Source organism: Methylobacterium sp. SD274, assembly GCF_017355285.1.
In the GTDB taxonomy this organism is placed as follows: Bacteria; Pseudomonadota; Alphaproteobacteria; order Rhizobiales; family Beijerinckiaceae; genus Methylobacterium.
In genome coordinates, this window is record NZ_JADIJP010000005.1 from 110,777 (window position 1) to 131,393 (window position 20,617).

Genomic DNA, 20,617 nt, shown 5'->3' on the forward strand with positions numbered 1-20,617 from the left:
TTTAGGCCTCGTTAGGCACGAAACCGCCGAACCGAGATGGATACCGATGACCAGGGACCAGCTTTCCGCCGAACTGTCGCGCATGGCGAAGATGCAGATCAGCGACATCACCCGGGCGGTGAAGAGCGGCGATAAAGCCATCGCCTTGAACGAGGTGAGCGACCTAGCGCTACGCTTGAATTTCCTCGCCGACGCCATCGCCGGCGTACCGGTCCCGGCACCGGCACCGGCGGTTTCCCCCGCTCGCGTCCTCGATCCGGCGTGACCGCTGCATCGGAGTGGCGCGCGGAGCGCAATGGACGCTCCCGCGCCCGGCTTGAACGCTCGCTTCCCGCCCTCTTCCCGGCGCCGGTCCTCCAGCACGCGCTGTCACGCCCGCTGACGCCGCCCACGCCGCGCCTCGCCGTCGAGAGTTATTGGCGCAACCACGTCCTCCGGGCCGATCGCCTGGCGCGGGCACTGGCCGCACGCTCAGGCCAGCCGGAGGGATGGACGTGGCGTCTCGGTTCGGAGAAGGGTTCGGGCCTCGCCGCGACCTTCCGGATGCCCCCTTCGCCCTATCGCGAGCCTGCGCATGCGCGAGGGCCCGGCCATTGCTGCATCTGCGGGCAGCCGATCTTCCGCTTCGGCTGGCACAAGGATCTGTGGGGCACCGGCACGCCGAACAAGAACGCCCGCTGGCATTCGGCCTGCGTCACGGCCTGGAAGTTCTGGGTGGCGCCGAGCGACCAGGTGAAGGTTTTGAAGGCGCATCAGCGCCATCGCTGCGCCGCCTCCGGGAAGCGCCTGCTGAAGACGGCCGAGGTCGACCATCGCACACCGCTCTATCGCGTCTGGCGCGAAGACCGCGACGCTGCTTGGCCGACATTGCTGGCCTATTGGGGCGCTCCGAACCTTCAGGTCGTGAACCGCGTTGTCCACGTGGAGAAATGCGGTGCGGAGGCAAGCGAGCGAGCGCTCCAGCGGCGGTCTTTCGTCTCGGACAATCCCCTCGATACGGAGGCTGACGCCATGATGCTTTTCTCGACATCGGCGTGAACCACTCGCCGTCGAAGCCTTTCCTCGGACCTGCTTCCCGCGCGCGATGGGTCATCACGCTACCGCTTCCGGAATTGGAGACGATCGAATGACGGATGACAAAGTCGGCCGGCAGGACCGTAAGGACACGAGGGCTGCCAAGGCCGCCGAACGTGCCGATACGGCTGGTCAGGTCTGGGAAGAAGTCAAAGTCCGAGAGACGGCGCGTGACGACCAGATCGTTCGGCTGAAGGCCCAGCGGCTCGAGCGCGATGCCGCGGATGCCGCTGCAGAGAAGCCTCCCACGAAGCGCTCGTCGTGAGTGAGCTTCGTGGCACTGACCGAAACTGTCGGCTGCGGAATCCTAGGCCGAGCGGTGCGGGCCGATCGCAGCGCATCTGGTTTGGGACCGGGGGGGCCATCGAAGCCGCCCTCCCCGGCGGCCACATGGAGCCGATGCACGAGGGACCGGGGATAGTTAGTGAGCGCTCGCGAGTTTCATGGTCACGAGTCCTGAGACGATGAGGACAGCCGCGATCATGCGGGTGAGGCTGGCTTCTTCTCCGAGGACCGTCACGCCGACCACGAAAGCGCCGATCGCGCCGATACCCGTCCAGATCGTGTAGGCAGTCCCCAGCGGCAGCGTTCGCATGGCCATGGCCAACAGCCCGAAGCTTCCGACCATCGCCACCAAGGTGATGACCGTCGGCCAGAGGCGGGTGAAGCCGTCCGACTGCTTCATCATGGATGCCCAGACGATCTCGAGGACACCGGCAATTCCGAGATAGACCCAAGCCATATCGGCCCTCTGCTTCAAGGGCCGGGCCGTCCCGGACTTCGACCCTGCAGGAGGGGGAGGACGTGGCCTCGCGAGTGCCTAATTAGCGAGCAGAATGCTTATTTTCAAGGCGGAAAAGTGCCGGTCATCCCCAAACGGGAACGGCGGCCCCTGAGATGCCGCCGCGCAGGAACACGCCTGTTCCATCCTTTCGACTGGTCGATGGAGGCCCCTCGCTCGCGCATCGTCATCGGCCGGAGCGCATCTGTGTAGGCCGCCGCGCCAGGAACGAACCGCGCTCCGCGATCTTCTCTGAAAGACAGCAGCCCGTGGGAGAGCACAATGGACGACGATCGCGTCTGGTCCTTCGAGAAGAGTCTCTGGACCGGTGGGGCGGACCATTACCGTGAACTGGTCGACGACGAATGCCTGATGGTGCTGCCGCAGCCCCCCTTCGTGCTGAGCGGCTCGCAGGCCATCGAGGCCGTCGCGGACACGCCCCGCTGGTCGGAGGTCGAGCTTTCCGGGGGACAGATCTCCCGTCCGCAGGAAGGGCTGATCGTCATCGCCTATCATGCGAAGGCCTCGCGGGACGGCGAGACCTATCAGGCGCATTGCACCTCGACCTATCGCCGGCTGTCACACGAGGTCTGGCGCGTGGTTCAGCACCAGCAGACGCCGCCGCTGGTCGGCTCCACGGCCGAGAAGGCCGCCGGATAGGTACGGCCATCCTCGTAGCCGAACCCTGCGCTCGACGCCCGAGAGCGGCGAGTCAGGCTTCCAGCGCAGCGGCCTGTCGCTCGAAACTGGCGAGGTCGAAATAATCCCGCCATTCCGTGATCGCGCCGTTGCCAACGCGCATGCTGCCCATGGTGGGAAGGGTGATGCGGCCGCCGTTCCGGTCGGTGAAGAGATCGAGCCTCTCGGTCAGAACCGTATCGCCATCGTTTGCGATGTGCAGGAGCTGCCAGTCGACACGAATGCGACTGCCGACCCCGAAGGTCTTATGGAAGCTCCGCGCGTTCTCCCGACCACGGATCTCCGGCAGCGGGATGTTGTGGTAGACGACGTCCTCGGCCAGGAGATCGATCGCGTCATCGAAGCGATCTGCGTTGATGCGTTCGAAAAACAGACGCACCAGGGCGATCTCGGGGGTGTCTTCGATCATTGCGTGCCTCGTTTCCCCTCAATCGGCGTCGCCGGTCGTCGATCGAACTTCGAACGAGACCGCGCATGGCGCCAGCAGCCGATCGACGCTGCCGGACTATCCTCACGGTCGGCGGACCACGTCACCGCAGCCCTCGTGCAGGGGAGAACCTACCCCCTCACGAAGGCGAGAATGTCGGCGTTGAGCGTGTCGGCATTGACGGTCAGCATGCCGTGGCTGAAGCCGGGATAGGTCTTCAGGGTCCCGTTCCGGAGGAGCTTGATCGATTCCCGCGCCGCCGCCCCGATCGGTACGATCTGGTCGTCCTCGCCGTGCAGAACGAGAGTCGGGACGGTGATCGACGTCAGGTCGTCGCGCTGGTCGGTTTCCGAGAAGGCCGCAATGCCGTCGTAATGTGCCTTGGCACTGCCCATCATGCCTTGGCGCCACCAATTCGTGATCACGCCGGGCTGCACCGTCGCGCCATCGCGGTTGAAGCCGTAGAAAGGCCCTGTCGGCACGTCGATGAAGAATTGCGCCCGGTTGGCGGCGAGCGCCTGACGGAAACCGTCGAAGACCTCGACCGGCAGACCGCCCGGATTGCCGGCGGTCTTGAGCATGAGCGGCGTCACGGCGCTGACGAGCACGACCTTGGCGACCCGGCCGTCCGGTTGACCGTGCCGGGCGACATAGCGGGCGACCTCACCGCCCCCGGTGGAATGGCCGACATGGACGGCGTCGTGCAGGTCGAGGTGCCGGACGACGGCGGCCGCATCCGCGGCGTAAGCGTCCATCGTGTGCCCATCCGAGACCTGCGCCGAGCGACCGTGACCGCGCCTGTCATGTGCGACCACCCGGAAACCCTTCGTGAGGAAGAAGAGCATCTGCGTGTCCCAATCGTCGGAGGAGAGCGGCCAGCCATGGTGGAAGACGATGGCTGGCGCATCTCTCGGGCCCCAATCCTTGAAGAAGATGTCGACGCCGTCGGATGTAGAGACGTAAGGCATGGTCGTGTTCCTGCTGTTTGCCGAAGCAGTACGGATCGATGGAGCGTAGAGCGAGGGTCGTTTCAGGGGTGTGACAAGGCTATTGTGCTTGGCCGCATCGTCATCAAGCGAACCTGACGAGGTTGAGGGCCGGCAATGGCCCCCCTGGGAACTGTGCAAGACGGCCGCCATCCGCGAGAGAACCGAGGTCGATGCCGAAGAAGCCGAGCCGGTCGATGAGCGTACGAACCGTCGCTTTCGCCTCGGCATCGTCGCCTGAATAGAAGAGGACGCGCCGACCGCCTTCGCTGGCCGGATCGCCTGCCAGGAGCGGTGGCCGGAGATGGTTGAACGCCTTCACCACCCGGGCACCGGGGACCAGGGTGGCGACGATCTCGGAGGACGAAACGCCCCCGAGATCCACCGGCTCGAACGACGGTGCCTCGATCGGATTGTTGGCGTCCACCACGATCCGGCCGCCGAAATCCGGCAGGCCGCCCAGCGCAGCCGGCAGCTTCGACCAATTGACCGCGACGATGATCATGTCCCGGGCGGCGGCGTCCTCGCGCGTGCCGGGCGTGATCGTCGGGCCTAACGAAGCAATGGCCTCGGCGAGGCTGTCTGGACCGCGACTGTTCGCGAGGATCGCCGGAATCCCGTGCCGAGCGAGGGCGCTGGCAATGGCACGGCCGATCTGGCCGGCGCCGATGATGCCGATGGAGGGCATGGAGAGGTGTCCTTGCGAGGGAGGTCGAGAGGAGGCGTCAGGCGGATTGGCCACCGTCGACATTCAGTGTGGCGCCCGTGACGTACCCGGCGTCGGGACCGACGAGGAACGCGACCGCTCCGGCGATATCCTCCGGACGGCCGTAGCGGCCGAGGGCCGCAAGGCCCTTCAGTGTCGTGGCGAAGGGGCCGTCCTCGGGGTTCATCTCGGTGTCGATCGCACCCGGCTGGACGAGGTTGACGGTGATGTCGCGGGGACCGAGATCCCGTGCCCAGCCCCGCGTGTAAGCCGCCACGGCCGCCTTCGTGGCGACGTAGTCCGCCGCACCCGCGAAGGGGACATGCACGGCCCCTGTCGTGCCGATCGAGACGATGCGTCCCCCATGCGTCATCAGCGGAACGGCAGCGCGGACCGCGGCGGCGACGCCCTTCACGTTGATATCGAGTTGCCGATCGAACGCGGCACGGTCGGCTTCCGGATCGTCCACCATGCCGGTGACGAAGACGCCGGCCGAATTGACCAGGATGTCGAGCCGACCGAACGTGGCATGCGTCTGGCGGACCAGGCCGGCGACCTCGGATGCGTCAGCCTGGTCGGCACGGATGGCGATGGCGCGGCGTCCCGATGCCGTCAATTCGGCGACGATCCGGTCGGCCCGCTCCCGCGATGCGGAATAGCTGAAGGCCAGATCGGCGCCGTCACGCGCGAGACGACGAACGATGGCGGCGCCGATGCCACGCGATCCGCCAGTGACAAGGGCCACCTTGCCGGCGAGCGGTTGCGGGTCCTGGCCCATGATGCTGCTCCTGTCCTCTTGGTGGAGCGAATATGGCCGAGGTATTGCGCTTGGTTTAGCCGGGATTGGGTTACTACACCTTCAATCATCCCTTGAAGGTGGCATCGTGGAAACCCTGGCGAACCTGGAATCCTTCATCCGCAGCGCGGAGCACGGCAGCTTCTCCGAGGCCGCCCGGCGCTTGTCGCTGACTCCGGCCGCCGTCAGCCGGAACGTCGCCACGCTGGAGCGGAACCTCGGTGTGCGGCTGTTTCATCGTTCGACGCGGAAGCTGAGTCTGACGGAAGCGGGTGAAACCTTCCGCCTCGCGGTCGCGGACAATCTGGAAGGCATCCAGGCGGCCATCGCCGGGATCGCCACCGCCGGCGGCGAACCGGCCGGTACCCTGAAAGTCAGCATGGCCCTGACATTCGGCACGATGCACATCCTGCCGCTCTTGCCGCCGTTCCTCGAACGCTATCCTCTGATCCGCCCGGAATGGCATTTCGAGAACCGTCGGGTCGATCTCGTCACGGAGGGCTACGACGCCGCGATTGGTGCCGGGTTCGACCTGGCCCCCGGTCTCATCGCTCATGCTCTGGCCCCCGCGCACGTCATCGCGGTCGCCTCGCCGGCCTACATGGAAGGCCGCCCACGTCCCGACGATCCGAGCGGGCTTCAACCCCTCCAAGGCATCGTCCAGCGTTCGCTCCGGACCGGCCGCCTCCAGCAATGGACCATGCGCAATCCCGCAGGCGAGGACATGCCAGCGCACCTGTCTGCGACCATGGTCGTCAACGACCCGGCGGCGATGCAGGAAGCGGCTCTTCTCGGGCTGGGCGTCACCATGCTGGCGGTGCCCGACGTCCTGCCGGCATTGGAGGCTGGCCGCCTGATCCAGCTGCTGCCGGGTTGGTATGCCGATGCGGGAGCGATCTCGCTCTATTATGCCAGCCGAACCCTGCTGCCTGCCAAGACCCGCGCATTCGTCGACTGGGTCACCGAAGCGTTCAGGAATCGGCGTCTCGCCGAGCGCTTCGCGGGGCACCGTCTCTAGGTTCGTGTTTCGGCACCGACGTCCGACATGGCATGGTGCCCGATCCGGCCGGATACGGACGCCATGGCCGGCATGGCCCTAGAGCTGTGCCCGGCCACCTTGGGTCGGGTGCGGCTCTAGGCCTTTGTTTTGCCGCGCTCTTTTTCGCCGAACCGGCAGCCATTTCGGCGGTGAGCGCTCTAGTTCGGGATCAGCTCGCGGGCCGGGCCGCCCGTCTCCTGGCCACGGGCCTGGGCATAGCCCGGCAGAGCCGGGTTCTTGGCGTTTCCGCTGTCGGTGTCCGGCCCGCCGAGCCAGTACGCGGATTGCGCCGGAGCCGGGATCGAGCCCGTGATCGTCGGGCTCTCCATCCGATGCGGGGCGGGCCGGGCCTCAGAGGCCCCGGTCAGGGCGGCGAGCGTGCAGGCGGACGCGAAAACGACGGCCGAAAAGGTCTTGATCATCGTCATGTCAGGTCTCCGGTAATTCCTGCTCGATCCAAGATCGTCAAGCAGTGATGCCGGACAGACGACGTCTTCGTCTGCTTATTCCATGACCCTATCGAAAAATTCCAACGCTATGCTCGGGACCATATCCCGTGAACGAATATTCGATGCCGAGTGCGAAGTTTTTCGTGCAGACGTGGAATAAACACGATTTCGCGGCGTCCATGCCCCTGTCGCCGGCCCCGAAATCCGTTCGGTCCGGCCAGCGTGCCGACTGGAGCCCCGCCCATGCCAGGAGACAGGAGATGATGGACATGATGCGCCTCATCGAGCCGCTGATCCCGGCCCTGCGCCGCTACGCGCACGCCCTCCTGCGCAACCCGACCGATGCCGACGATCTGGTGCAGGATTGCCTCGAGCGGGCCGTCACCCGCTGGCACCAGCGCCAGGCCGACGGCGACGCGCGGACCTGGCTCTTCGCCATCCTCCACAATCTCGCCGTGACGCAGATGCGCCAGCGCGCCCGCCGCGGCGCCCACATGCCGATCGAGGACACGGCGGAGGCGAACCTCGCGGTGGCGCCGACGCAGGAGAGCGGCCTGCGCCACCGGGACCTGATGACGGCGCTCGACGCGCTGCCGGAAGAGCAGCGCAGCGTGCTCCTGCTGGTGACGGTGGAGGGCCTGTCCTACGCCGAGACCGCCGACATCCTCGCGATTCCGACCGGGACCGTGATGTCCCGCCTGTCCCGAGCCCGGGACCGGATGATCCAGTCGATGGACGGCACCGAAGCCTCCGTCCCCGCCAAGCGCCCGCTCCTGCGGAGGGTGAAATGAGCATGCGTCCGATCGGTGACGACGATCTCCAGGGCCTCGTGGACGAGCGGCTCGATACGGCGCGGAAGCGTGAGGTCGAGGCCTATCTCGACTCCCATCCCGAGGCGCGGATCCGGGTCGAGCGCATGGTCGCCCTGCGTGAGGACATGCGGGCCGCCTTCGCGCCCATCGCCGCCGAGCCGGTGCCGGCCCGGCTGAACCTGGCGCGCATCGTCGAGGCGCGCCGCCGGCCGGCACATCCGATCTGGCAGGCTTCTCCGATCTGGCAGGCGATGGCGGCGGGGCTGCTGCTCCTCGTCGGAGGCGCCGGTGGCTGGGGCCTGCGTGAGGTGGTCTCGCCCGTGCCCACCGGCATCGAGGCGCTGGCCCAGTCCGCGAGCGTGAACTACGCGGTCTATGCGCCCGACCACACCCGCCCCGTCGAGCTCGCCGCTGCCGACCGCGACGAACTCGCCGGCTGGTTTTCCGCCCGGATGAAGCGGCCGGTGGCCGTGCCGGACCTGAGCGGCTCCGGCTACCGCCTCATGGGCGGGCGTCTCGTCGCCACGCAGCAGGGACCCGCCGGGCTGCTGATGTACGACGATGGGCACGGCGCGCGCTTCGTCATGTTGATGCGCCCCATGAGCGTTCCCGGCGACGCGCCGATGCGCGCCCACACGACGGAGACGTCGAACGGCTACGCCTGGGCCCAGGACGGGCTCGGCTACAGCCTCGTGGGTGCGGCCGACCCCACGATCCTGCACCCGCTCGCCAACGAGATTCGCCGCGCCACCGCGAAAGCCATCTGAAGGCCCGACATGTCCCTCCTGAACGACCTCACCGGGGCCGATCCGGCCTTGAGCCCGCGTGCCGCTGGTCTCCGCCTCGCCGCCATCGGGGCGCTCGTCGCCGGCACGACGGGGGCCTTCGCCTATGCGGGCGGCTGGCTCTCTCCGGGGGACCTGACCCAGGCCCGGATCGTCGACCGCTTCGAGCAGGTGAATGGCCCCCATCCGGGCTTTCGGCGCAACCACGCCAAAGGGCTCTGCCTCGCCGGGCGCTTCGAGAGCAGCGGCCGGGGCGCGCGTGTGTCGACGGCGTCGCTCTTCACTGCGGGACAGGTCACGCCCGTCACCGGCCGCATCGCGCTGGCGGGCGGCCAGCCCTATGCGGCGGACGCGGCCACGACGGTGCGCAGCCTCGCGCTGCGTTTCCACCTTCCCGACGGCGAGGAATGGCGCACCGGCAACAACGACATCCCGGTCTTCCCGGTCCGCAGCCCGGAGGGGTTCTATGCGCAGCTTCTCGCCGCCAAGCCCGATCCGGCGACAGGCAAGCCCGATCCCGAGGCGCTCAAGGCGTTCTTCGCCGCGCATCCCGAGAGCGCGAAAGCGGCTTCCCTGATCAAGGCGCGAACCATCACCTCAGGCTTTGCCGACGACACCTTCCGGAGCCTGAACGCCTTCCGGTTCATCGCCGCGGACGGGACCCGGACGCCGGTGCGCTGGGCGTTCGTGCCGGAACGGGCCGCGACGGCGGAGAGCCCGGCCCAGAGGGCTCGCGCGGACAAGAACGTTCTGTTCGACGACTTCGTGTCCGCCGTCCGCCGGGCGCCCGTGCGGTGGCATCTCGTCGTCACCCTGGGGCAGCCCGGCGACCCCACGGCGGATGCGACGCTTCTCTGGCCGGTCGAGAGGCAGAGCCTGGACGTCGGGACCGTAATCGCTGCGGAAACACAGCCGGAAGCGGATGGCAATTGCCGCGACGTCAACTTCGACCCTCTCGTCCTACCCGCCGGCATCGTGGGATCGGACGATCCACTGCTCAGCGCCCGTTCGGCGGCCTATTCGCAATCCTTCACGCGCCGCGCCGGCGAACCGAAAACGCCGAGCGCCGTCCAAAACACGCCTGCATCGGGAGCCGGATTGTGAGCCACACCGCGCGCTTCAACCTGCCGGCCCGGCTGCTGCACTGGACCATGGCGGCCCTGATCCTCGCCATGCTGTTCATCGGCGTGACGATGGTGACCTCGCTGGCGCATTACCACACCCTGGTCGCGCTGCACCGCCCAATCGGGATCGGCATCCTGGTCCTCGCGCTGCTGCGCCTGCTCAACCGCTGGCGCCATCCGCCGCCCGGCCTGCCGTCGGACCTTCCGGGCTGGCAGCGGCGGGCGGCGCATGTCTCGCACGTCTTGCTCTATGGGCTCATGCTCGCGCTGCCGCTGGTTGGCTGGGCGATGCTGTCGGCGGCCGGCTATCCGATCGGGCTCGCCGGCTCCCTCGTCCTGCCGCCGATCCTGCCGCGCGATTCAAGCCTCTATGCGTGGCTCCGTCCGCTTCACACACTCCTGGCCTACACCCTGTTCGGTCTCGTCCTCGCTCATCTCGGCGCGGCCCTGATGCACGGTTTGATCCGCCGGGATGGCGTCTTCTCCAGCATGATCGCGCGCCCGACGGCATCCCGGTCCCAGTAACGTCGAGGCAGGCTGGAAGGCGAAACACGGTGAACGATCGCGCAACGGGCAGGGTGCTCATCGCCGGCGGCGGCATCGCGGGCCTCGCCATCAACCTGCCGGGCAACGCGGTCCAGGCTCTCGGCCAACTCGGCCTGGAAGACGCGCTCCGCTCGCGGAGCGCGCGGAGTGGGGCACGGTCGATCCGCGCTACGAAGCGCTGCGCCGGCCCCGCGTGGCCCATGTCCAGGCCATGACCGATCGCCTGTCCCGCTCTGCGCGGATGCCGGGCCGGAAACCTCCTGCTTCCCGTGATCGGCCCGCGCAGCTACCGCGCGGCTTACTCGCCGCTCCGCACGCCGGTCTCGGCCTGAGCCTGGCTGCGGCGATTGCCCGGCCTCCTCCCGGTCGAGGCTCTCGGACTTGTGCGGCGCAGGCCGGTCCGGCCCATGAGAACCGCGGCAGGATCGGTTCGTTGGCCCGGCAGACATAAAAGCGCTTCCAGCAAAAAATGGAGCGCACCCTCTAGACGACCGGTCTAATTCAGGCTAGTTAAGGGTCATGGCACGCGTCACCGCACATACCGACACACGACAGGGCATCCTCGATACCGCCTACGGCCTGGTGGGCGCGAAGGGTTTCTCAGGGGTCGGTCTCAATGAGATCCTGGCCACGGCCGGCGTGCCCAAGGGGTCGTTCTACCACTATTTCGGCTCGAAGGAGGCCTTCGGCGAGGCTCTTCTGGCGGATTACTTCGAAAGCTACCTCGCCGATCTCGACGCAACCCTCGCTGAGCCCGGCTTGAGCCATGCCGAGCGACTGATGAACTACTGGCGGAAATGGCAGGCAACGCAGGGAAGCATCGACGACCAGCGCAAGTGCCTCGCGGTGAAGCTCGCGGCGGAGGTCTCGGACCTGTCCGAGGCCATGCGCCTTGCCCTCAAGAGCGGGACCGCCGGGATCATCGAACGCCTGTCGGGAGCGATCGCGGCGGGCGTGGCGGAGGGCTCGCTCACAGTCGAGGGCGAGCCGCGGACGATCGCCGAGATGCTCTACCACGTCTGGCTAGGCGCGAGCCTGATGGCCAAGATCGTCCGGACCGACGCACCGTTCGAGGCTGCCATGGGGACGACCCGGCGCATCCTCGGCCTCAGGTCGCATTGACCCCCCTCATTCCGACGTTGCCGAGAACCACCTTTTACCAGGCCCAAAAACGAGACGACCGGTCTACTTATCTGGGAGTCGATCACCTTCCTCGGGCCGGCCGGCGAACAGAACCCAGATGGAGAAAACCCATGCCCCACCACACGAAGACATCTGTTGCCGCGACCCTCCCCTTCGCCGGGCTGATGGCGTTCCTGACCATGCCGGAAGCAACCGCGCAGGAACGGATCACCCTGGAGACGATCGGCGCCGTCCGCATGGCCCGGTTCGAGGAGGTCCGTGGCGCGAGCCCGGAACTCCGCCCCTCGCAGGCGGCGCCGGTGCGAGATCCGGCCACGGGACGCACCGCAAAGGCGCGATAGCGCCGGTCCACCTTCCCCGAGCCGCCACCGTGCGGACCCGGCGAAAGGCCCGATAACCCAAGACGTCCTGCTCACCCCAAGCGAAAGATCCGGAGAATAACGATGAAGATCCTCATGGTGCTGACCTCGCACGACCGCCTCGGCGATACCGGCCGGAAGACCGGCTTCTGGCTGGAGGAGCTCGCGGCCCCCTACTACGTGTTCAAGGATGCGGGTGCGGAGGTGGTCCTGGTGTCGCCCGAGGGCGGCCGCCCACCGCTCGATCCGAAGAGCGCCGAGCCGAGCTTCCAGACCGACACGACGCGCCGCTTCGAAGCCGACGCGGCGGCCATGGCGGTGCTCGCCGAAACGGGCAGGCTCGACGCCGTCGGCCACGAGGGCTTCGACGCCGTCTTCTATCCCGGCGGTCACGGGCCCCTCTGGGACCTCGCAGAGGACCCGGCCTCGATCAGGCTCATCGAAACGACGCTCGGCGCGGGCAAGCCCTTAGCCCTGGTCTGTCACGCCCCCGGCGTCCTGCGCCATGCCAAGGCGGAAGGCGGGAAGCCCCTCGTCGAAGGCCGGAACGTCACCGGCTTCACGAACACCGAGGAGGAGGCCGTCGGTCTCACCCAGGTGGTTCCATTCCTGGTCGAGGACGAGCTCAAGCGAAACGGAGGTCTCTACGCCAAGGGGGCCGACTGGGGACCCTTCGTCGTCACGGACGGCCTGCTCGTCACCGGCCAGAACCCCGCCTCCTCCGGCCCCGCCGCCGAGCGTCTCGTGGCCCATCTCGCGAACCTCTGAAGACGTGGGCGCCCAAGGTGGCGCCCGCCCCCGACCACCCGCTCAACCCATGATCGTCGCTTGGCCGAGCCAGCGCGATCCGGCCGCACCGGCGGTCTCGAAGGATTTCATCCCATGACCACCGACATCCTCTTCTCGGACGCGACCCGTCTCGCCGAGCTGATCCGCACCCGGCAGGTCTCGCCGGTCGAGGTGGTGCAGGCCCATCTCGACCGCATCGCGGCGGTCGATTCCAAGATCAACGCGATCGTCACCATCGCGGAGAATGCGCTGTCCGTCGCGAAGGAGGCCGAGGCAGCGGTCATGGCGGGCAGGGAGCTCGGCCCCCTGCACGGCGTGCCGTTCACCGTCAAGGATTCCATCGACACCGCCGGCGTGATGACCCAGCGCGGCTCACCCATCTTCAAGGGCCGCACCCCCGACACCGACGCGACCAGCGTCGCCCGCATGAAGAAGGCCGGCGGCATCCTGCTCGCCAAGACCAACCTGCCGGAGTTCTCCTACTGGATCGAGAGCGACAACCTGCTCTCCGGCCGCTCGAACAACCCTTGGGATCTCACCCGCACACCGGGCGGATCGAGCGGCGGCGAGTCGGCGGCCATCGCGGCGGGCATGTCGCCGCTGGGCCTCGGCACCGACCTCGCCATCTCGGTACGCGGACCGGCGGCGCAGACCGGCATCGTCTCCCTGAAGGGGACCCATGGGCGTGTGCCGATGACCGGCATCTGGCCACGGGCGCCCCGCCGCTTCTGGCATGTCGGCCCGATGGCGCGCAGCATCCGCGACCTCGCGCTCGCCTTCTCGCAACTGGCCGGCCCCGATGGACTGGACGCCTTCGCGACCGGCGCCGTCCCGTTCGACGCCGGCATCGGCGCCGCGCCGGACCGCAAGCTTCGCGTCGGCTGGATGGTCGGGCCGGGCTTCGGTCCCATCGACACGGAGGTGGTGGCGACCGTCAAGGCGGCGGCCGAGGCGCTCAAGGGCGAGGGGCACCCCGTCGAGGAGGTCCACATCCCGGCACTGGAGCGCGACTTCGCCCTCGACGTGTTCAACAAGCTTCACGTCATGGAGATGAAGCCGGCCTTCCGGGAGGCGACCGCCGGACACGAGGACCAGATGTACACGATGGCCAAGACCATGCTGTCGCTGCCCGACACCTCGATGGAGGACTACATCGCGGCCGAGCAGGCGGCGGAGCGTCTCCGGGACGGCTATGCGACCTACTTCCGAGATTACGACGTCCTTCTCACCCCGGTGCTGCCGGTGCCGGCGCACGAACACGGCATCACCGAACTCGTCGTCAACGGCGAGACGGTCGACCTGACCTACCTGCAGGGCGCGACGGTGCCCCTGAACGTGACGGGCTTGCCCGGGCTGTCGATGCGCTTCGGGACCAGCCGGGAGGGTCTGCCCATCAACGTGCAGTTGGTGGGGCGCTGGCAGGCAGAGACCACGATCCTGCACGCCGCCGCGGTACTGGAGGGCGTCAGCACAGTCCGCGGCCTGCACCCGAGCCTTTGACGGGCGGGAACCTGCCGGAGAGCGCTTCGGGGTCCCCGGCCATGACCGGAGGTCGAACGGCGGAAATGCCTGCTCGAAAAGGGCATGGGCGGGGCTGGGGGAAACGAGGCACGAGGTATCCGGTCCCCGGGAAGCTGGCGATCATCCGGCTGGTCGAGCCGTCTCACCTGCCGGTACGGGCCACCCTGGAGAAACCCGGTATCTCGCGTGCCACCTTCTACCGCCGGTACGCGGCCCACCGGAGCGGCGACCCCGAAGCCCTGCCGACCGCCCTGCCCTCGCATCCGCTTCCACGACCTGCAGCACAGCCACGCGACGCAGATGTCGACGAGCGGCATCCACCCCAAGATCGCGCAGGAGCGCCTCGGCCATTCCAGCATCGGCATCGCCCTCGATCTGTACTCCCGCGTGATGCCCGGAATGCAGAAGGATGCCGCCGCGAAGGTTGACGCTGCCATGCGCGCCGCCATAGACAAGGCGGCCGGATGATTGGGTATAAATCCGGCAGCGACGGACGAAGAATCAAGCGTCGGCGAAGGCAAATGATCTAGCCTGCGCAACGGCTTGGAAGGGTGGCCGAGTGGTTTAAGGCAGCGGTCTTGAAAACCGCCGTGGGGGCAACTCCACCGTGGGTTCGAATCCCACCCCTTCCGCCATGTTACCAAGCCAAATCATTGCGAACGTTATAGAATTTTGCTCGACGGCCTGCTTCAGCCGCCTATTTACCCAACATTTCGTATGGTTTGTGTTGGCGAAAGCTAGATCTCGGTGGACTTCGCCTCGCGCGCGCAGGGCCAAGCCCCGGGGGTGCATTGCAGCGTTTTAATTAGCGCTGCTTTTTGCCCAGAGGTGCTGATATCCGGCCGGGCGGATGCGTTTGAATAACGGGCGACTGCTCAGGGCATGTGTCACCGACGGATTCGCAGGGCCGCCTTTTTCACTGCCGACACGCATTTCGGAGACACGGCCGCGCGAGTACGACGGATCGACTGGAAGTTCATTCTCTGAAGGGGGCGGCGACGCATGACGAACACCCTCGACCAGTCGACAGATGGGCCGACACCGTTGGCTACGACTTCCCCGCTACCGAGCGTCGGCATCTTCTGGGGCCTATGCGAGGGCGATGGCCCCTGGGAACTGGTGCATGCCGGGCTCCCGCTGTCGGAGGCGGAGCCCTATGGCGACTGCTTGACCTATCCCGGCGCGCACTACGATGTTTGGGAAGGCTGGTGCCGACTGCGTCCCGCGGGCCTCCGCAAACGGGGATTGCCGGCAATGATCGCATCCCACGAGTACGAACACTTCCCCCGCGGCCGTATTGTCTACGAGACGATGCCGCACCGCTTCGTTCTATATGCAGACCGTCGTCTGCAGCGGCCCATGATCATCCACCAATTGCGGCGGGCGTTCGGTCTCGTCGATGCCAATGTGATCGTACGCAGCGACTCACATGACCGAACAACACCGTAGCCGTTGATCATGGCCGTATGCCTGGTTCACCGCACGTCGGCCGAGGGTGGTTTTCCACCGACTTGCTTCGATCTTTCTCAAGATTAATCTTCCGTAAAATCCGCAGATCCTGAATTGGCGAGATAGAGTTCAAAGCTAAAATCTTCACAATTTGCTCATCAACGACATGGCCACGATTAGGTTCATCCCCCGGTTTCGGACATCTTTCTCGCAAGCTGGGTGGCTGCGCCACGGCTCAAAACGAAATCGTGGCCTTTGGGCTTCCGGCCGAGGGCCACGTCGATGATTCTCACCAGATCGTCGTCCGTGCCGCCGGTTCGCAGGAGTGTCCGCAGGTCCGTCGCGTCGTCCTGGCCCAGGCATGTGTGCAACGTGCCCGACGCCGTGATCCGCACTCTGTTGCAATCCGCGCAGAAGTTGTGCGTGTGCAGGGTGATGAAACCGATCAGGCCACCCGTCTCCGCGACACGCGCATACCGGGCCGGGCCGCCGCTTCGCATCGGGACGTCGATGAGCGACCAGCGCTCCTCGATCCGCCGGCGCAAGGCGTCCAGGGGTAGGTACTGATCGAGGCGATCGACACCGACATCGCCGAGCGGCATGGTCTCGATGAGGCTCAGCGTCATGTTCCGATCGTGGGCGAAGGCGATGAGATCGTGGATCTCGCCCTCCGTCCCGTCCTTCAATGCGACCGCGTTGAGCTTGACCGCGAGCCCCGCCGCGCGGGCCGCGGCGATCCCCTCCAGCACCTTGGCGAGGGAACCGCCACGGGTCAGCATCCGGAAGCGCTCCGGGTCGAGGGTGTCGAGCGAGACGTTGATCCGGCGCACCCCCGTCCGGGCCAGATCCTCGGCGAAACGGGCGAGCTGCGTTCCGTTCGTCGTAAGGGTCAGTTCGCGCAACGAGCCGTCCCGGAGCGGCTGGGAGAGTTGCTCGAACAGGCCGAGGATGCCGGGCCGCACCAGCGGCTCCCCCCCGGTGATGCGCAGCTTGTCGATGCCGCGGGCGATGAACAGACGCGCCAGCCGAGCCAATTCGTCCAGGCTGAGGATGTCCCGTCGAGAGCGAAAGGTCATGTCTTCCGACATACAGTAGACGCAGCGCAGGTCGCACCGGTCGGTGACCGAGAGACGCAGATAGGTCACGCGTCGTCCGAAGCTGTCGATGAGCCCGCAGGTGGAGGCCGCATTCTGTGCTGCCATCTCAAGCCGCCACGCCCGCGACCGCGAGCATCTCTGCGCGCGTCACGAACTTCTCGCGGGGTTTTCCGACCGCTCGACCACGGGCGGCTTCGGCGGCTTCGATCCGGCGCCAGGCGGCATAATCGAGGATGTGCCCGGTCCGCTTTGCGAGGCTGGCGAACAGCGCGTCGGCGTTCCCGATCGGAGCCGGGAGAGACGCGAGGTCGGCGAGCAAGGCCGTGGCCGTCTCCACGCCACAGGCGCGATTCGTCCCGATCGTGCCGTGGGGGCCGCGCTTGCTCCAGCCGCAGGTATAGAGGCCGGGCACCGGTACGCCCTCCGCCTGAATTCGCCCGCCGAGATTGGCGTGAATGCCCGCCCGCGCATCGTAGGGGACGCCCTGCACTGGCGCGGTCCGGCGACCGATGCTGGAGATGACGAGGCCGCAATCGAGGTCGATCGTCCTGTCCGAGCCGGTTCGGCGCAGATGCAAGCTTTGCACGTGGCCCTCGCCCGACAGGCGGACGGGCTCCAGCCCGAAGCGGATCAGACAACGCCGCCGCTTGCCCGTACCGCCCTGAGCGTCGGCGAAACCACGCAGGATCGGAGCGATGGCGCGTGCCTCCATGCCGGCGTCTATCGACGGCTCCGGAATGCCCTCGGGCAGGTCATCGGGGTCGAGCCCCGTTTCGCAATCGCGCAGATCGCCGAACTCACCGAGTTCCTTGGGGGAAAAACGCGCCCGCTCGATTCCGCCGCGCCCAACGATCTGAACCTCCCGGATCCGGCTCTCCGCCAAGGCGTCCAGCGCATGGGCCGCGATATCGGTATGGCGCAACTCGTCGGTGGTCTTGAGGAGGATGCGGGCCACGTCGAGCGCCACGTTACCGTGTCCGATCACCACCGCCCGCTCCGCCGAGAGGTCGAAGCTCAGGTGGGCCGCGTCGGGATGACCGTTGTACCAGCCGATGAACGCGCCCGCCTGATGGCTGCCGGCCAGATCTTCGCCGGGAATATCCATCCGCCGGTCCAGGGAGGCGCCGTTCGCCAGGATGACGGCATGATAGCAGGCACTCAGTTCGGCCACGCTGACATCGGCCCCAACCTCGACCCCGCCGATGAAGCGGAAGCCGGGGAGACCGGCGATCCGGTCGAACACTGTGGTCACCTGCTTCAACTTCGGGTGGTCCGGCGCGACGCCGAACCTGACCAGCCCGAACGGAGCGGGCAGGCGCTCGAACATGTCCACTGCCACCGGCACGCCGGAGCGCAGGAGCGCCTCGGTCGCGTAGAAGCCGGCAGGACCGCTCCCGACCACTGCGATGCGAGCGAGCGCACTCATGAGGCCAGCCGCCTTGCCTGCTCGTCGGCGCCGGGCAACGGCGGAATCTTGGCGGCGATCACCGGGGTCTCGGCTGCCCGCAGGCGATTGATCTCGACCCATTCGGACTTGCCCGCCGGCATCTGCCAGGACGGGTGGATCGCGCCGACCGGGCAGATCGGCGCGCAACCGCCGCAATCGATGCAGTTCTCAGGGTCGATGTAGGTCATCTGCTCGTCGAGATGGAAGCATTCGACGGGGCAGACGGTGACGCATTCGGTGTAACGACACCCTCGACACGCATCGGTGACGACATAAGCCATGGACGTCTTACTCACTCTGGCATTGACGGGAGGCTGAGAGGGCCGTCAGGCGGCGGCCACGTCCACGAGCATGTCCGAGAAGGTCGGGGCACGGCCGAGATCGGCGAAGGCCGGGGGCGTCAGGGCGTGGACGGTCGGCCCGCGCTGGTTGGAGCGCTGCCAGAAGCCCGCCGGGGCAACGACAACCCCGCGCATCACATCGGCCGACAGGGTGGCGAAGGCCTCGAAGGCGCCCCGTTCGTTGAACACGCGGATCGGCGTTCCTGCGCCGATGCCACGGGGCGCGGCATCCTCCGGGTGCAGGAGCACTGCCTGCTGCTCGCCCGCCTGCGCCACCTGAGCCGGAAGGTTGCCGTAGTTCGAATTCATGAACGCGTGGCTTTTCGGCGAGATCAGGCTGAGGGGGAAGCGCTCGGCCAGCGCCGGCGCGGTGCGCGGGTTCTCGTTCGGGGGCACATAGTGCGGCAGCGGATCGACCGGCTCACCCGCCTGATCGCCGCCATAGCCCTGGCGGAACAATGGCACTACGAAGTTTCCGCCTTCGGCCAGGCTCGACTTGAACTCGCACTTGCCGGAGGCCGTCGGAAAATTGCCGTCCCGGTGTGGGGCCCAGGAATCGGCCGCGTCCATCGTCAGACGCATGTAGCCCTTCTGTTTCAACTCATCGAGAGTGATCCCGGCGAGGACCGGGCTCGACCAATCCATCGAGGCTTCGATCATCTCCTCGTCCGACCGGAAGAAGAACGGATCGTCGATCCCGAGCGCCTTGGCGAGTCGACGGAACAGTTCGGTATTCGAGACGGCCTCCCCGAGGGGGGCGATGGCCTGGTTGTTGTAGGACAGATACAGGTGCCCCCAAGAGAACATGATGTCCTCCTGCTCGAGCTGGGTCGTCGCCGGCAGCACGATATCGGCGTAGCGCGCGGTGTCGGTGAAGAAATGCTCGCTCACGACCGTGAACAGGTCCTCGCGCGCAAGGCCCTGCTCGATCACCTGCTGCTGCGAGACCATCGCCATCGGATTGGCGTTGTAGACCATTAAGGACCGGATCGGCGGGTCGAGGGGCATCTCGCCGGTGAGAGCCGGGCCGAGGCGCCAGGAATTGATGACCCGCATCGATTCCGGCTGGAGATCCGGTCGCATCAAGCCCGCCCAATTCACGGGGAAGGCCCAGATCGGCAATTGGAGCAGGCCACCGCCGACATGCTTCCAGGCGCCGATCAGCGCCGGAAGGCAGGCGATCGCCCGGACGGTCTGGCCGCCGCCCGCATGGCGCTCGACCGCCACGCCGATCCGCACCACCGCTGCCGGTGTCGTGGCGTATTCACGGGTGAGCTTCAGGATGTCCTCGACCGGGATACCGGTCTCGGCCGAGGCGAATTCCGGCGTGTAGGTCTCGCACCGCACGGCGAGTTCGTCGAACCCCAGAGTGTGCTTGTCGATGTAATCGCGGTCCGTGAGCCCTTCCTTGATGATGATGTGCATCATCGCCATCGCCAGGGCGCCGTCGGTGCCGGGCTGAATCGGGATGTGCCAGTCGGCCAGCCGCGCCGTACGGGTGCGGACGGGATCGATGACGACGAGCTTGGCACCGTTCCGCTTGGCCTGCTCGATGAACGGCCAATGGTGCGAGTTGGTGCTGAGCGTATTGCAGGCCCACAGGATGATGTATTTGGAATGGACGAAACTCTCGGGGTCCACGCCCGGCGTATGCCCGATCGTCATCATGTAGGCGGTACAGGCGCCCGAATCGCAGAAGGTGCGCTCACAGACGGTGGCGCCGAGCTTGTTGAAGAGGGGATCGCCGACGTTGAGGCCGTTGATGATGCCCTGGGTGCCCAGATAGCTGTAGGGAAGGATCGCCTTGGCTCCGCTCTCGGCGATGATGGCCTTCCAACGGCCCGCGATCTCGTCCAGAGCCTCGTCCCAAGTGATGCGCGCGAACTGGCCGCTTCCCTTCGGACCGACGCGCTTCATCGGGTAGAGCACGCGCTGGTCGCTATAAACCCGGTTCTGGTAATCGTTGACCTTCACGCAGAGGCGCCCTTTGGTGAAGGGATGATCCGGGTTGCCCCGGACAGCGATCGCCTTGCCGTCCTCCACCGTCGTGAGGATCGAGCAGGTATCGGGGCAATCGTGCGGGCATGCGCCGATGACGACTTCGCGAGCCATATCCACTCTCCGGTTGAGTAATTCTCGAACAGGAGGAGAGCGTGCCAATAATCGAGGCCGTGGGCATTATCGGGACCTGCGCCTTCGTATTCCTCGACTGCGGTCCTCAGCCCGGCGGAACGGACGGTCTTTCTA

General features: G+C 66.9%; 26 protein-coding genes, 1 tRNA gene and 1 pseudogene. 18 read left to right on the forward strand and 10 right to left on the reverse strand.

Annotation, left to right across the window (positions count from 1 at the left end; genetic code table 11):
* Positions 1-46 precede the first annotated feature (46 nt).
* The 3 genes from IPV08_RS06670 (at position 47) to IPV08_RS06680 (ending at position 1,339) form a co-directional block, all read left to right on the forward strand.
* Positions 47-265: a hypothetical protein gene (locus IPV08_RS06670; RefSeq protein WP_056425820.1), complete on the forward strand. Its 219-nt coding sequence runs from the start codon at positions 47-49 to the stop codon at positions 263-265.
* On the forward strand, positions 262-1,038 hold the full coding sequence (locus IPV08_RS06675) for a hypothetical protein (RefSeq protein WP_207411259.1): 777 nt from the start codon (positions 262-264) through the stop codon (positions 1,036-1,038). The genes IPV08_RS06670 and IPV08_RS06675 overlap by 4 nt, the downstream gene beginning before the upstream one ends.
* 88 nt (positions 1,039-1,126) lie before the next feature.
* Positions 1,127-1,339: a hypothetical protein gene (locus IPV08_RS06680; RefSeq protein ID WP_056425826.1), complete on the forward strand. Its 213-nt coding sequence runs from the start codon at positions 1,127-1,129 to the stop codon at positions 1,337-1,339.
* A gap of 156 nt (positions 1,340-1,495) precedes the next feature.
* Here the strand turns inward: IPV08_RS06680 and IPV08_RS06685 are convergent, their stop codons facing one another.
* The gene (locus IPV08_RS06685) at positions 1,496-1,816 is read right to left on the reverse strand and encodes a multidrug efflux SMR transporter (RefSeq protein ID WP_207411260.1); all 321 of its coding nucleotides are present in this window, start codon (positions 1,814-1,816) and stop codon (positions 1,496-1,498) included.
* A gap of 321 nt (positions 1,817-2,137) precedes the next feature.
* Here IPV08_RS06685 and IPV08_RS06690 point away from each other — a divergent pair, with 321 nt between their 5' ends.
* Positions 2,138-2,515: a DUF4440 domain-containing protein gene (locus tag IPV08_RS06690; protein WP_056452601.1), complete on the forward strand. Its 378-nt coding sequence runs from the start codon at positions 2,138-2,140 to the stop codon at positions 2,513-2,515.
* Between the two features lie 52 nt (positions 2,516-2,567).
* Here IPV08_RS06690 and IPV08_RS06695 read toward each other — a convergent pair whose 3' ends face one another.
* The 4 genes from IPV08_RS06695 to IPV08_RS06710 all read right to left on the reverse strand — a co-directional run bounded on the left by IPV08_RS06695 (position 2,568) and on the right by IPV08_RS06710 (position 5,451).
* Entirely contained in the window at positions 2,568-2,963 is a 396-nt protein-coding gene (locus IPV08_RS06695; RefSeq protein WP_207411261.1) for a limonene-1,2-epoxide hydrolase family protein, read from the reverse strand.
* 149 nt (positions 2,964-3,112) lie between these two features.
* Positions 3,113-3,949, reverse strand: a complete 837-nt coding sequence (locus IPV08_RS06700; protein ID WP_207411262.1) for an alpha/beta hydrolase — start codon at positions 3,947-3,949, stop codon at positions 3,113-3,115.
* A 103-nt stretch (positions 3,950-4,052) separates the two neighbouring features.
* Positions 4,053-4,655, reverse strand: a complete 603-nt coding sequence (locus IPV08_RS06705; RefSeq protein WP_056452594.1) for an NAD(P)-binding domain-containing protein — start codon at positions 4,653-4,655, stop codon at positions 4,053-4,055.
* A gap of 37 nt (positions 4,656-4,692) precedes the next feature.
* Positions 4,693-5,451 carry an SDR family oxidoreductase gene (locus tag IPV08_RS06710; protein ID WP_056425843.1) on the reverse strand — a complete coding sequence of 253 codons (759 nt, stop codon included), beginning with the start codon at positions 5,449-5,451 and terminating at the stop codon, positions 4,693-4,695.
* A 106-nt stretch (positions 5,452-5,557) separates the two neighbouring features.
* Between IPV08_RS06710 and IPV08_RS06715 the strand changes: the two genes are divergently transcribed.
* Positions 5,558-6,487: a LysR substrate-binding domain-containing protein gene (locus IPV08_RS06715; protein WP_207411263.1), complete on the forward strand. Its 930-nt coding sequence runs from the start codon at positions 5,558-5,560 to the stop codon at positions 6,485-6,487.
* 179 nt (positions 6,488-6,666) lie between these two features.
* Here the strand turns inward: IPV08_RS06715 and IPV08_RS06720 are convergent, their stop codons facing one another.
* Entirely contained in the window at positions 6,667-6,936 is a 270-nt protein-coding gene (locus IPV08_RS06720) for a hypothetical protein (protein WP_207411264.1), read from the reverse strand.
* 281 nt (positions 6,937-7,217) lie between these two features.
* Between IPV08_RS06720 and IPV08_RS06725 the strand changes: the two genes are divergently transcribed.
* From IPV08_RS06725 to IPV08_RS06785, 13 genes and pseudogenes are all read left to right on the forward strand, one after another.
* Positions 7,218-7,748, forward strand: a complete 531-nt coding sequence (locus IPV08_RS06725; protein WP_056425944.1) for a sigma-70 family RNA polymerase sigma factor — start codon at positions 7,218-7,220, stop codon at positions 7,746-7,748.
* Positions 7,745-8,536 carry an anti-sigma factor gene (locus tag IPV08_RS06730; RefSeq protein ID WP_207411265.1) on the forward strand — a complete coding sequence of 264 codons (792 nt, stop codon included), beginning with the start codon at positions 7,745-7,747 and terminating at the stop codon, positions 8,534-8,536. Before IPV08_RS06725 ends, IPV08_RS06730 begins: the two co-directional genes overlap by 4 nt.
* Positions 8,537-8,545: 9 nt before the next feature.
* A complete protein-coding gene (locus IPV08_RS06735) occupies positions 8,546-9,658 on the forward strand; it encodes a catalase family peroxidase (protein ID WP_207411266.1) in 1,113 nt (370 codons plus the stop codon).
* Entirely contained in the window at positions 9,655-10,203 is a 549-nt protein-coding gene (locus IPV08_RS06740; protein WP_207411267.1) for a cytochrome b/b6 domain-containing protein, read from the forward strand. The genes IPV08_RS06735 and IPV08_RS06740 overlap by 4 nt, the downstream gene beginning before the upstream one ends.
* Before the next feature lie 29 nt (positions 10,204-10,232).
* Positions 10,233-10,439: a hypothetical protein gene (locus IPV08_RS06745; protein WP_207411268.1), complete on the forward strand. Its 207-nt coding sequence runs from the start codon at positions 10,233-10,235 to the stop codon at positions 10,437-10,439.
* Between the two features lie 304 nt (positions 10,440-10,743).
* Complete coding sequence (locus IPV08_RS06750) at positions 10,744-11,346, forward strand: TetR/AcrR family transcriptional regulator (RefSeq protein WP_207411269.1); 603 nt, start codon at positions 10,744-10,746, stop codon at positions 11,344-11,346.
* 131 nt (positions 11,347-11,477) lie between these two features.
* The gene (locus IPV08_RS06755; protein ID WP_056425873.1) at positions 11,478-11,708 is read left to right on the forward strand and encodes a hypothetical protein; all 231 of its coding nucleotides are present in this window, start codon (positions 11,478-11,480) and stop codon (positions 11,706-11,708) included.
* Positions 11,709-11,810: 102 nt separating this feature from the next.
* Positions 11,811-12,494 (forward strand): type 1 glutamine amidotransferase domain-containing protein, encoded by a 684-nt coding sequence (locus tag IPV08_RS06760; protein ID WP_207411270.1) that lies wholly within the window; start codon positions 11,811-11,813, stop codon positions 12,492-12,494.
* Between the two features lie 114 nt (positions 12,495-12,608).
* On the forward strand, positions 12,609-14,015 hold the full coding sequence (locus IPV08_RS06765; protein WP_207411271.1) for an amidase: 1,407 nt from the start codon (positions 12,609-12,611) through the stop codon (positions 14,013-14,015).
* 74 nt (positions 14,016-14,089) lie between these two features.
* Positions 14,090-14,278, forward strand: a pseudogene (locus IPV08_RS06770) (IS3 family transposase); the annotation flags it as partial.
* Positions 14,223-14,504, forward strand: coding sequence for a tyrosine-type recombinase/integrase (locus tag IPV08_RS06775; protein WP_348646090.1), 282 nt, complete (start codon positions 14,223-14,225; stop codon positions 14,502-14,504). The pseudogene IPV08_RS06770 and the gene IPV08_RS06775, both read left to right, overlap by 56 nt.
* 77 nt (positions 14,505-14,581) lie before the next feature.
* Positions 14,582-14,671 (forward strand) — tRNA-Ser (locus tag IPV08_RS06780).
* A 367-nt stretch (positions 14,672-15,038) separates the two neighbouring features.
* The gene (locus IPV08_RS06785; RefSeq protein WP_207411272.1) at positions 15,039-15,485 is read left to right on the forward strand and encodes a hypothetical protein; all 447 of its coding nucleotides are present in this window, start codon (positions 15,039-15,041) and stop codon (positions 15,483-15,485) included.
* Between the two features lie 182 nt (positions 15,486-15,667).
* Here IPV08_RS06785 and moaA read toward each other — a convergent pair whose 3' ends face one another.
* The 4 genes from moaA to IPV08_RS06805 are packed head-to-tail and all read right to left on the reverse strand — an operon-like array spanning position 15,668 to position 20,482.
* Complete coding sequence (moaA, locus tag IPV08_RS06790) at positions 15,668-16,687, reverse strand: GTP 3',8-cyclase MoaA (protein ID WP_207411273.1); 1,020 nt, start codon at positions 16,685-16,687, stop codon at positions 15,668-15,670.
* A 1-nt stretch (position 16,688) separates the two neighbouring features.
* Positions 16,689-18,008 (reverse strand): FAD-dependent oxidoreductase, encoded by a 1,320-nt coding sequence (locus tag IPV08_RS06795; protein WP_207411274.1) that lies wholly within the window; start codon positions 18,006-18,008, stop codon positions 16,689-16,691.
* On the reverse strand, positions 18,005-18,325 hold the full coding sequence (locus tag IPV08_RS06800) for a 4Fe-4S binding protein (RefSeq protein WP_348646091.1): 321 nt from the start codon (positions 18,323-18,325) through the stop codon (positions 18,005-18,007). Before IPV08_RS06800 ends, IPV08_RS06795 begins: the two co-directional genes overlap by 4 nt.
* 30 nt (positions 18,326-18,355) lie before the next feature.
* Complete coding sequence (locus IPV08_RS06805) at positions 18,356-20,482, reverse strand: molybdopterin-dependent oxidoreductase (RefSeq protein ID WP_207411275.1); 2,127 nt, start codon at positions 20,480-20,482, stop codon at positions 18,356-18,358.
* Positions 20,483-20,617 lie beyond the last annotated feature (135 nt).